The organism is Acidiphilium sp. 34-64-41 (genome assembly GCF_002282635.1).
GTDB lineage: Bacteria > Pseudomonadota > Alphaproteobacteria > Acetobacterales > Acetobacteraceae > Acidiphilium > Acidiphilium rubrum.
The window spans coordinates 1-11122 of record NZ_NCJX01000132.1; the positions used below are offsets into that span (position 1 = coordinate 1).

The following is an 11122-nucleotide window of genomic DNA, read 5'->3' on the forward strand; positions in this document are numbered from 1 at the left end:
TTCTATGTCTTGGTGCTGCTGATCATGCTGCTCTCGGCAATCTCGTCGGGATTCCGCACGGCGTTCATTCCGCCCGGCGCGCTGGTCGCAATCGTTACGATGTTCCCACGCGGCGTGCCCGATTTCTTTCACGGGACCAACGTGTTTTTCTACACTGTCGGCATGACCTGGAGCCTCAGCAACGAACTGTTCTTCTATCTGCTGCTGCCCGCATTGTTCCTGGCGAAAAGCCACACCCGCAGCCTGGGGCGCGGTACCGCGATGCTGATCGTGGGCGTGCTGGCCTGGCGGTTCGGGGTGTTCATGGGGCTGAACTGGATGTTCCTGCGCAGCCTGTTCATCGGTGTGCTGTGCTATGAAATCTGCCACGCGCGCGCGTTCGCGTGGCTGCGACCGGTTCTCGCCGGGCCGGTGGGTACCCTGCTGATCGGGATCGTGCTGCTTATCATCGTGCGGGACTATGATTCCGCTTTCTACAGCCGCGCCGAATTGCTCTATGGCGCGATGTTTCTGATCGTCGCGTGCGGCAATACCGGCTTCGGCCTGCTTACCCATCGCGCCACCCGCAAGCTGGGCGAGATTTCATACGGGGTCTATCTGCTGCAAGGCTTCGCGCTGTTCACCGTATTCCACCATGCGCATCGAACCCCAGCGACCCCGCTGCATCATTGGGTGCTCGCGATCCCCGCCGTACTGGGTCTGATCGCGGTGAGTGCTGCGACGTTCCGCTGGATCGAACGCCCCTGCATCGACCGCTCCCGCGCCGTGGCGGCCTCGATCACCCGGCTGATTACGGTCTTCACGCCGCACCGCCTGCGTCAATCCAGCTGATAGGCGAAGGCCGCCGGGCCGACGCAGGCGTCGATCGATCAAGCAACGATTTTGTGATGGCTGCCGGTGTTATCCGGCTGCCGCGATGAGGCATGCGCCCGTCGCGATGATGACCAGCGCGGTTACGCCGTGAATGCCGAACGCGACGGCGCGTTTGCCGCCTGAGCGGAGGACCGATGCTGCATCTCCCACGGCGATGAGGCTCGCGACGATCAGGAATTCGCCGAGCAGGCGCTCTGATCCGTTCGCCATCAGCAGCAGGACAAACAGGCCCGAAGCGAAGTCGCGCGTGCCTTTCACGGTCAGCCAGGCGGCAAAACCGGCGGATGGTGCGGGCGGATTGGCGATGCCGAAGTCGCGCGATGCGGCGGTTGGACTCCAGTAAAAGCGCGTGCCGATGAACATAATGGCGACCGCGATCAGGCCGGCAAACACATAGGCAATAAGCGTCATGGTGGGCTCCTTTGGTTGATGAAATGTTTCAGTGAAAAAATATCTAGCAGTGATAGATTTTATGGTCAAGAGAATTCTAGCGTTGACAGGAAATTGGTCTTCGCTATGGTTTTTGCATGTCGATTACCGACCGTAGAGAGCGCCAGCGCGCTGAACGCCTTGAACTGATTGTTTCGGCGGCTTGCGAACTGGCCGAAGCCGAGGGCTGGGATGCGGTGACGACGCGGCGGCTGGCAGGGTTGATCGACTATAGCCAGCCGGTTCTTTACAGCCATTTCAAGGGCAAGGCCGACATCATGGGCGCGGTTGCCATGAGGGGGTTTGAGGACCTTGCCGAGCGGCTGAATGGGTCGAGGGCGGGTGGTTTGCGCAGTGTTTGCGCGGCCTATCTTGCGTTCGCGCGCTCGCGGCCGGTGATTTATGAGGCGATGTTCGTGTTGCCCACCGGGCTTACATTCGCGAGCGAGGAAACGCCGGCTGCACTGCGTGCGGCCTTCGCGGCGCTGGTCGCCGCGCTTGGGCCAAAGCACGAAATGCCAGAGGTTACGGCCGAGGTGCTATGGAGCGCCTTGCATGGCATGGCTGTGCTCGCCCGATCTGAGCGCATCCCGGCTCGTGGCGCGGATGATCGTTTGAATGTGCTTGTTCAGATGTTCGGCTGATGTGGGGCATTCAATGTGGGGCGATCGTGTTCGGCTGTTTGGCTAATCTGGTAAGCGGACCGGTGAGGTTGAGTGCGTTGCCGCGGTGCGCGGATAGGAGCGGCGGGGTGCGGAAGAGCAGCCTAGCTTTGCTTTTATCGGCAAGGTTTCGACGAGTTTGCCTTTGCGCATAAAGATGGCGGATTGCGCTGCGCTGTTCCGCCCTACACTGGCTGCGGCTCGCTAACGAGCTGATCGCGGCTTCCTAACGCAGACTGTTCCTTGGTTTGACCGAGGACGGCCTGTTCCTTCGTCCCGACTTGCCCCGCTCTCGCCGCCGCGCGCAGGGCTTGTCACGCATGGGCGCAGCCCACCGCGCAGCGGTGCGAAGCGTGCTCGACGAGACCGAGCACGGCGGCAGATTTCGGGGAGACGCGAGGGCGAATCAAAGGCGGGGGCAGGCGATGAGTTAATGGTTGCTACGGCTTGCGGTGTTGTTATGATCGATGGGCTTCGCAAGGGCTCTGCCCATCCTACGGCTTGCTCGCAATGACGTGGTTGGGTGTTGCGTGAGTCTCTGACGGTGTGCGCGCCCGGGGCCAGATTCAAAAAAGTTTTTTGCTTCTTTTTTACAAAAAAGAAGTCTTGCCTTCCCTCGCCTTACGGCTTCGCGGCGGCGTTCTGCGGCGTGCGGAGGAGGACGAGGGCCATGATGGCGGCGGCGATGCAGAGGTAGGCGGAGAGGCGGAGGGCGTTGTCGAGGCTCCAGGTTTCGGCTTCGATGTGGAGCATGTGGGCGAGGGTGGCGATGATGCTGTTGTGGGACATGCCTTTGGTTTTCATGGCGGCGGTCCAGTTTGCGACGGCGTCGTGCGGCATGTCGGCGCTCATGTTGTCTTCGATGTGGGCGGTTTGGCGTTGCCAGAGGGTGGTCAGCAGGGTGACGCCGAGGTTGGCGCTGGAGACGCGGATGAAGTTGGAGGTGGTGGAGGCGAGGGCGATTTCATCGGGCGGGACGTCGGACAGGACGATCATGGTGAGGGGGACGAAGAGCATGCCGACGGCGATGCCTTGGACGAGTTCGCTGGGGATGGTGGTGCTGAGGCCAGCGGCGGGGTTGAAGAAGGCGAGGATGTAGGCGCCGGCGTAGATGATGAAGCAGCCGGAGGCGAGGAGGCGGAGGCTGAACAGGCGGGTGAGGCGGCTCATCATGGCGGCCATGGGGATGGCGGTGGCGGCGAGGGGGACGAGGAGGACGCCGCCCCACCAGCCGTTGAAGCCGAGGTCGGTTTCGGACCAGAGGGGGAGGATGGAGCTCCAGCCGACGAAGATGGACCAGCCGAGGCAGAGGAGCAGGAGGCCGAAGCCGAAGTTGCGGCGGGCGAGGTAGCGGAGTTGCAGCAAAGGGGCGGGTTCGAAGAGTTCCCAGATGACGAACAGGACGAGCAGGGTGGCGGCGATGAGGGCCACGTGGCTGATGAAGACGGAGTGGAACCAGCCGTATTGTTCGCCCTGATCGAGCACGATTTGCAGGGCGATCATGCCGGGCCAGAGGAGGGCGAGGCCGACCGCGTCGAATTTGGGTGGGGCGGTGGTGGGGCGGTCGGCGGGGAGGGCGATTTGCACCAGGGCGATGGAGGCGGCGCAGAGGGGGATGGCGAGCCAGAAGATATCGAGCCAGGAGAAGTTGGTGGCGAGCCAGCCGCCGAGGGCCGGGCCGAGGAAGAAGGGCACCAGCATGATGTTGCTCCAGAGGGCGACGGCGAGGGTTTGGTGGCGTTTGGGGTAGTTGGTGAGCAGGAGGGTTTGGACGAGCGGGACGAGGATGCCGGCGGAGATGCCCTGGATGGAGCGGGCGATCAGCATGAGGGTGAGCGAGGGGGCGAGGATGGCCATGAAGCAACTGGCGATCAGGACCGTCATGGCCAGGATGAACAGGCGTTTCAGGCCGAATTTGCGGGAGAACCAGGGCATGAGGGCGATGCCGAGCGCCCAGTGGACGAGGAAGTAGGTGAGGGTCCAGAGGGCGTGGTCGCTGCTGGTGGCGAGGGTGCCGGCGACGTAGGGGTAGATGCTCTGCAGGGCGCCGCCGGTGAAGGAGCCCATGCCGAGGCCGAGACCGAGGCCGATGGTGAGCGGGACGAGGGCGACCTTGGGTTTTTCGGTGGCGCGGGCGGGGGCTGGCGCGATTGATGAGGCAGACATGCTGGCATATTAGCGGTTGGCGGGCTGGTGGCTAGCGGGAATCGGGGGGTGGGGCGGGATATCAACCATGCGTGGGGTGGGGGAGGTATCGGGCCGCGGGCCGGGGCGGATTGCGCCGGACTGGGCGGATTGCGCCGGACTGGGCGCATGATTGCGAATCGCAGGGCAGGTGCTGGATAGGGCGCTGGCGGAGGGAGTGTCCGCCATACCATGAGATATCTACAATAAGAACGGCCAGAAACCCTAGGTAATCCGGCGATTTAGCGTCCACATTTGTCCACTTGCGTCCATTTGGATACGGTTCTATGTTGTATCCACTAGCCGGGTATTGTATCCGGTACGGATGGCGGAGCGGGTGCAGATGGCGATGGGCGCAAATATCGATTTACGGGGGTTGCTAACCGCTAAAGCCGCTAAAGTTGCTAATCCGGCCACGTGGCGCACCCCAAAAGCAGATATTGGCGGGTTGCTAACTGCTAAAGCCGCTAAAGTTGCTAAAGTGGCGGCCTGATCGATGGGACGCGGCCCCGTAAAGCGCCTGAATGCCCTCGCCATCGCCGCCGCTACCGGCGAGCGCAATATCCATGACGGCGATGGCCTCTATCTTCGCGTCCGTAAGGATGGCTCGAAATCGTGGGCGTTCCGGTATATGCTGGCCGGCAAGCCCCATTGGCTGAGCCTCGGGCCCCTCCGCGATGTCACACTGGCCGAGGCTCGCGAGAAAGCCCGGCTGCTGCGCAACCGCATAAGGGACGGATATGATCCGCTCGCCGATCGCCGGATGCGCAAGGCTGAGATCGTCAACCAGACCGCCCGCACGTTCGACGCGGTGGCTGATCAATATATCGCCGCACATGCCGGAGAGTGGAAGAACCAAAAGCACGCAGCACAGTGGACAGCCACGATCCGCGCCTATGCATCGCCTGTCATCGGGCGGATGCAGGTTGACGCGATCGGGCTGGACGAAGTGTTGCGGGTGCTGAAACCGATCTGGGAGACTAAGTCTGAGACGGCCAGCCGGCTGCGTGGCCGGATAGAATCGGTGCTCGACTTCGCCGCCGTTCATAAATGGCGATCCGGCGAGAATCCGGCGAGGTGGACGGGGTTCTTAGACCAAGTGCTCCCAGCCAAGGGGAAGATCGCCCCAGCCGTCCACCACCCCGCAATCCCCTACAAAGACATGGCGGGCTTCATGGCCGCACTGCGCACCAAAGACACTATGTCTGCTCGGTGCCTCGAATGGCTGATCCTCACGGCCGCCCGATCCGGCGAGGCGCGGGGCGCGCGATGGAGCGAGATAGACCTGGCAGAGAAGGTGTGGATCATCCCAGCCGCCCGCATGAAGGCAAAAAAAGAGCATATCATCCCGCTCTCGCCCCGATGCCTCGAAATGCTGGAAGAACTGGCCGCGCAACCGCACAAGCCGGATGGGCTGATTTTTCCAGGCCAGATCGCCGGTAAAACCATGAGCGATGTTTCACTCGCCAAGGCGCTGCGCTCGATTCGCGCCTGCCTCACCGTGCATGGGATGCGGGCAGCATTCAGGACATGGGCGCAGGAAAAAACCGAATATCCGGGCGAACTTGTGGAAATCGCGCTCGCTCACGTGAACAAAGATCGCACCGAGGCTGCATATAAACGCGGCCCGGCCCTCGATAAGCGCCGGAACCTGATGGAGACATGGGCGCAATTCTGCGCCGGGGTGCCGGTCAACCAATCCGCTGAGGTGGTGCCCATGCGGCGCGCCTGAGCACGATCCGCGCTGGCCGGTTGCCAGTAGCTGCCGAGGTGGCGAGCGAGGAGGGAAGCCCCGCTCGCCGATGGCCCGGCATAGGAGTTTCGAACCGTGATACAGGACCAATACCAGACTACCACAATGCGCGTGGCAAACAACAACAACGCCACGATCGGCGCGATCAGGGCCGAGTGGGCATGGCTCGCACAGATTGCCACGCAGGCCATCACGCGTGGCTTGGGAGGGCAAGTCTGATGGACGCCGAAGCATCGCCTCTCACATTCAGAATGTCGCCGCTGGATCGGGCACTCGATAATCTGCGACATCGTGCATCAGATGGGCTGCCGTACTTCACCCCTGAAGCGCAGGCGAGGCAGTATCTGCTGCTGAGACACCTACGAAATGTTGTGGAGTCCGACGATGTTCGCGATGAACTAATAACCGCAGAGCAAGCTGCACTTCGCCTCTGCACCGAGGCAGCATCTGCCTGCGTAAGCGACATCAGGCTAAAATTAGCTGCGTTGATCATCGAGGCGACGGACATCAACGACGGCGACCAGATCGCCGGCCCGCTGGGAACCGTCCTCGCTGAGTTGACTATATTGGGTGATCGACCATTGCCGGCGTCCGACCCGCTTAGGGCGATGACTGCGGCTGATGCCCAATAACTGGCAGCACGCTGTGCAGGAGGCGGAGCGGGATATCCGAGGGGGTATTCCGCTCAACCGCGTGCTTGAACTGACGGGGCTGATCGACCGCCTATCGACTGACCCCCGTATGCTGACCGTATGGCGTGAGTTGAACCGGCAGAAACCATATGGACCGGCCTATGATCTTTCAGCGCCCGACTGGATGCCGTCAAATCGCGCTATCACTGCCGACAAGCGGCGCAAGGCACGCAAGGCGAGGCGATCGGGGGACGCTGACCTCGCCGACGATCTGGAACGACAGGCGAGCGAATCTGCCGAAAGGCCAGACCGTTTCACCGAACGGGAAGCATGTTTCTACGGGCTGATGTTCAGCGCCTACCACGCCGCAGCGATCAACATGCAGACGCGAACAAAGGCCGAAGTGCTGGCGCTCCCGATTCGGCAACGGCGCGCCATTGGCCCGGATGCCTGGATCGTTACGCGCCGTCGCGCCGATCCAGGCGTTCAAGCGTTCTGTCTCAACATGATCGACACCGTGCGCGAAACCGTAACCATGCGCGAAACCGAAACCCGCGATGCCGGACCATCTAATCTGCACGGTATTGTTGCACTCCTCGCGAACGTCGCGTTCGGCACGGATTTAAACCGATTCTCGGTGATGAGAATGACCGAGCATGTCGGTAAACCACTGAAAAATAAGTGAAATCTTTTCTGTTAACATCACAGATCGGCGGCACAAATTTTCGATGATAGCAAAGTCATGTCCACCCCCGTCCAAATGGAGAACGGAAAATGACTGAGAAGATTCTCTACCGCCCTGCCGAAGCGCAGTCCGCGCTTGGCATCAAGCATTCGAAATTTTGGCTTCTTGTTAAAGAGGGCAAAATTGAGATGCGCAAGATGGGCAAAATGTCCTTTGCTACGGCGGACAGTTTGCGCCGCCTTGCTGATTCTCTGCCGAAAGCCTCGTAACCCCACAAACGCAACCGCCCCGAATCCCATAGGAAAACGGAGCGGCGCGAAAGTCTCTAATCTGCTTGGCGGCAGACCAGAGATAGACGCCCGCAAGATTTTTCACAATGGGCTAGGGGCCGAAAGGCCCAAAAAATGCGTAATCGTATTCCTGATACCAACAGCCGCGAATCCCACCTGATCGGCAAACTCGAAGCCAAAGAGCGTCGTGCCCGCATAAGTCTCGATGTTCCCATGGCCGATGCGCGCCGTATGGTGCGCAGCCTTGCAGCACGCGCCGAAGGCATCTTGGCGCGTCGCGACCGTGACCCTGTTCTACGACATTTGGACGAGGGGGAGGCTGAGCACTGCCGGCGCATTGCCGCTGCAATCGAATTCGCGATCGGGGGTGCTCGATGAGCACCCCTTTCACCGTCCCTAACCTTTTTACCTCGATTGACGATCTGGCCGGCCTCGTGTGGCTCTGCGAAATGGCCTCGATCGGCTGCGTCCACGCCAATCGCAGCAAGTGGGCCGCCACGCTGGCCGATCAGGCTCGGGAGATAAGGCGCATGATCGCCGACCAGATGGAGGCCGCTTGATGACCCTCGAAATCGCCCTCGAACTCAATGCCGAAACAGGCTGGCCGATCTTCCCATGCAAAGCCGACAAGGCCCCCGCATGCCCTCGCGGCTTTCACGCGGCGGTTGCTGATCCAGCCGCTATTCGCTCGCTTTACCGGCAATTCCCCGGCCCCCTCATCGGTGTTCCGACAGGGCCGGCGAGCGGTATCTCGGTGCTCGACCTCGATATCCCCAAACACCCTGAGGCCGGGGCATGGCTCGACCAGCACCGCGCCAGCCTGGGCAAGACGCTCGTGATCCAGACCAGATCGGGCGGCCAGCATTGGATCTATAACGATCGGGCTGACTTGCGGTGCAGCGTTGCCAAGATCGCCGCTGGCGTCGATTTCAGGGCCGCTGGGGGCTACGTCATCTTCTGGGCAGCGCATGGCGGGGCCGTGCTGGACGCCTCGCCCATCGCGCCGTGGCCCGCATGGCTGCGTAATCCAGAACCGAAACCCGAACCGGCACCCCGCCCGATCGGCGATATCCGCACCCCGCAAAAGATCGAGCGCACCATTGCGGGCTTGGTGCGCACCGTGGCGCAGGCGGCCGAGGGCGCACGGAATAGCAAATTATACTGGGCGTGCCATCGCCTTCACGAACTCGCCGAACGCGGCGAACTCGACCGAGGCGCGGCCAAAGCCTTGGCGCGCGCGGCGGCGCAGCATAGTGGCCTTCCGGCACGCGAGCGCGAACTAACGATAAGATCGGCCTTCGATGGGAGCACGAAATAATGGACGGATACGTAGACGGAGCCGAAGCATTCGTCGCCAAGGCGATCCACGGCACTCCCGCCGATCGGAAACAGCCGCTATTCCGGCCAAGCGCCCCGCCTGCCGACTACCCGATGGCGGCCTTGCTCGAACTTCGCCCCGCCATCGAGGCAATCAAGCATCGGACACAGACCCCTGAGGCCCTGATCGCCGGGTCCGTGCTGGCCGCTGCCGGCTTCTGCGTCGCGCCTCACCACGATGTGGAAATCCCCGGCGTCGGCACCAAGCCGCTCAATTTGGCAGTGCTGACAATCGCGCAATCCGGCGAGAGAAAGACCACGGTTGACCTACTCGCAACCGCTTCGCTCCGCCGTGCCGAACAAAAACTTGCGGCCAAGTATGGCGATGAGATCGCGATCTACAAGCGAGAAAAGGCCGCTTTCGAGGCCGCCACGGCTGAGGCAAAAAAGGCCGCGAAACGGGGCCGCGCTGCCGTCGCGGAAGCCTTGGCCGGCGTCGGCACCGAACCGAAACCGCCCGCCGCCCCGATCCTGATGGCCGAGGAATCGACAATAGAGGGCCTGATTGTGGCACTGATCGAACGTCCGAACGTATCAATGTTTTCCGCCGAAGCCGGCATGTTTCTCGGAGGCCACGGCTTCACACCCGAAACCGCCACCCGCACCATGACAACGGTTAATTCTCTCTGGGACGGCGCGGCGATCAAGCGGCTGCGTGCGACGGGACATGTCCACAAGATGGGGCGGCGATCGAGCCTTAGCCTCATGGCGCAGCGCACCGTCGCGATGAAGCTGCTAGGCGATGAAGGCGCACGCGATAACGGCCTACTCGCTCGCATCCTTCTCTCCGAACCTGAAACGACGATCGGCACCCGGTTCTGGCGTGAGGGCCGGGCAGACTACGATCAATTCCTGCACGAATATGATGGCCGCCTGGCCGATCTGCTCGATCGAAAGCCCCGGATTCTCGACGGTGGCGACGGCTTCGACCCGGAGCCGATTGCTTTCCATGTAGAGGCGGAACGGCGCATGATCGCCTTCTATAACCAGACCGAGGCCGCGCTCCGCGACGGCGAACGGTTCGCAAGCATTAGGGGCTATGGCGCTAAAATGCTCGAACATGCCAGCCGCCTTGCCGGCGTCATGGCGGCCTATGCCGGGCAGGACGTGATCACCGCCACCGATTTCGATGCCGGAGCCGAACTCGCCACATTCTACGCCAGCGAGCACATAAGACTTGCCGACACTGCCGGCATCGCCGCCGATCTGCTCCTTGCGCAAAAACTCTTGGATTGGTGGCAATCGCGGCCTGATCCCCGGTGCAGCCTCGCGGCGATTTATCAACTCGGACCAAACGCTATCCGCGAAGCCGCCACCGCAAAGAGGATCGTCGAAATCCTCGAAGAGCGCGGCTGGATCGAGCGCCTGCCTGCCGGAACCCAGATCGACGGAGCACCCAAGCGCGACGCCTGGGAATTGACCCCATGATCAGGATGAACAGCACCGAAGGCTACGCGCGCGTCATCGACTTGGTGGCGCGTGTCGCGCCCTGGAGGCTCCCGCTCTATTCGGCGGCGCAGGCGGGGTTGATCCGGCTCCTGGAGGTGATGCCCGACACCCCACTGCCGAAGGCACTGGAACGCCCCGGCAAACCCACCATTGTCCTGATCGGCGATGATGCCGAAACGCCCCTAGGCCCTGACGGCTGGCGCTGCGTGCGGCGGCTGCGCCGTTCGGCGCGTTGTGCGATCGTTCACGCGACAGGGGGTGATCGCAAGCACTATGCCACCGCCGTTGTAGCGGCTGGCATGGCGGGATATTTGGCGCTGATCGAAACCAACAGCGAGCACGCCGATGCGTGGCGGGCGCAATTCCAACATCTGCCGGGCATGATGATCATCTGCCCGCCCGGCCAGCATCACCCCCGGCACGAAACCCCGATGCCGGTACACTGACACAGAGCGGGGCGTTTGTATCCGCAGTGGATACCAGCGCCCTGTCTGTCTCTGATAACGTCCGCATTTTCAGATAGTTGTTGCTTTCAATCGGCGGAAACACTGTCCGCCATACTGCTGATTCGGTGCAGTTTGAGGGGTGAAACGCCCGCACCAAGGCGATCCCTACGTCAAGTCCACAATTATTTTTCATATAACAATGGACGCAGATGGACAGTATAGGACAGTAGCTCAGCTGCACTACATCAGCATACTTGCAAATTACCTTGTGTCCTATCCCCATATTTTGCTATCCTCGCCAAAGTTGAATGAGGAATCACGACTTTGGCAAACAAACATCGC

Annotated in this window: 14 protein-coding genes; 12 read left to right on the plus strand and 2 right to left on the minus strand. The window is 61.7% G+C overall.

Annotated elements, in window-relative coordinates:
* Positions 1-831, plus strand: an 831-nt coding sequence (locus B7X49_RS17710; protein WP_286840435.1) for an acyltransferase, incomplete at its 5' end; no start/stop codon positions are given.
* Positions 832-900: 69 nt separating this feature from the next.
* On the opposite strand, the gene B7X49_RS17715 is transcribed toward B7X49_RS17710, so the two are convergent.
* On the minus strand, positions 901-1284 hold the full coding sequence (locus B7X49_RS17715; RefSeq protein WP_286840437.1) for a DUF4267 domain-containing protein: 384 nt from the start codon (positions 1282-1284) through the stop codon (positions 901-903).
* Between the two features lie 116 nt (positions 1285-1400).
* Here B7X49_RS17715 and B7X49_RS17720 point away from each other — a divergent pair, with 116 nt between their 5' ends.
* Positions 1401-1946 (plus strand): TetR/AcrR family transcriptional regulator, encoded by a 546-nt coding sequence (locus B7X49_RS17720; RefSeq protein ID WP_286840439.1) that lies wholly within the window; start codon positions 1401-1403, stop codon positions 1944-1946.
* 639 nt (positions 1947-2585) lie between these two features.
* On the opposite strand, the gene B7X49_RS17725 is transcribed toward B7X49_RS17720, so the two are convergent.
* Complete coding sequence (locus tag B7X49_RS17725; protein ID WP_286703721.1) at positions 2586-4130, minus strand: DHA2 family efflux MFS transporter permease subunit; 1545 nt, start codon at positions 4128-4130, stop codon at positions 2586-2588.
* Between the two features lie 343 nt (positions 4131-4473).
* On the opposite strand from B7X49_RS17725, the gene B7X49_RS17730 reads away from it, so the two are divergent.
* From B7X49_RS17730 to B7X49_RS17775, 10 genes are all read left to right on the plus strand, one after another.
* On the plus strand, positions 4474-4641 hold the full coding sequence (locus B7X49_RS17730) for a hypothetical protein (protein WP_286840440.1): 168 nt from the start codon (positions 4474-4476) through the stop codon (positions 4639-4641).
* Positions 4642-4644: 3 nt separating this feature from the next.
* Positions 4645-5880 carry a phage integrase central domain-containing protein gene (locus B7X49_RS17735; RefSeq protein WP_286840442.1) on the plus strand — a complete coding sequence of 412 codons (1236 nt, stop codon included), beginning with the start codon at positions 4645-4647 and terminating at the stop codon, positions 5878-5880.
* 239 nt (positions 5881-6119) lie between these two features.
* Positions 6120-6533: a hypothetical protein gene (locus B7X49_RS17740; protein WP_286840444.1), complete on the plus strand. Its 414-nt coding sequence runs from the start codon at positions 6120-6122 to the stop codon at positions 6531-6533.
* Positions 6523-7218 carry a hypothetical protein gene (locus B7X49_RS17745; RefSeq protein WP_286840446.1) on the plus strand — a complete coding sequence of 232 codons (696 nt, stop codon included), beginning with the start codon at positions 6523-6525 and terminating at the stop codon, positions 7216-7218. The genes B7X49_RS17740 and B7X49_RS17745 overlap by 11 nt, the downstream gene beginning before the upstream one ends.
* Before the next feature lie 89 nt (positions 7219-7307).
* Positions 7308-7487: a hypothetical protein gene (locus B7X49_RS17750; protein WP_286840448.1), complete on the plus strand. Its 180-nt coding sequence runs from the start codon at positions 7308-7310 to the stop codon at positions 7485-7487.
* Between the two features lie 135 nt (positions 7488-7622).
* A complete protein-coding gene (locus B7X49_RS17755) occupies positions 7623-7886 on the plus strand; it encodes a hypothetical protein (RefSeq protein WP_286840450.1) in 264 nt (87 codons plus the stop codon).
* The gene (locus B7X49_RS17760; RefSeq protein WP_286840452.1) at positions 7883-8068 is read left to right on the plus strand and encodes a hypothetical protein; all 186 of its coding nucleotides are present in this window, start codon (positions 7883-7885) and stop codon (positions 8066-8068) included. Before B7X49_RS17755 ends, B7X49_RS17760 begins: the two co-directional genes overlap by 4 nt.
* Positions 8068-8826: a bifunctional DNA primase/polymerase gene (locus B7X49_RS17765; RefSeq protein ID WP_286840453.1), complete on the plus strand. Its 759-nt coding sequence runs from the start codon at positions 8068-8070 to the stop codon at positions 8824-8826. Before B7X49_RS17760 ends, B7X49_RS17765 begins: the two co-directional genes overlap by 1 nt.
* A gap of 113 nt (positions 8827-8939) precedes the next feature.
* Positions 8940-10313, plus strand: a complete 1374-nt coding sequence (locus tag B7X49_RS17770; protein WP_286840455.1) for a YfjI family protein — start codon at positions 8940-8942, stop codon at positions 10311-10313.
* Positions 10310-10780, plus strand: coding sequence for a hypothetical protein (locus B7X49_RS17775; RefSeq protein WP_286840457.1), 471 nt, complete (start codon positions 10310-10312; stop codon positions 10778-10780). Before B7X49_RS17770 ends, B7X49_RS17775 begins: the two co-directional genes overlap by 4 nt.
* Positions 10781-11122: the final 342 nt, after the last annotated feature.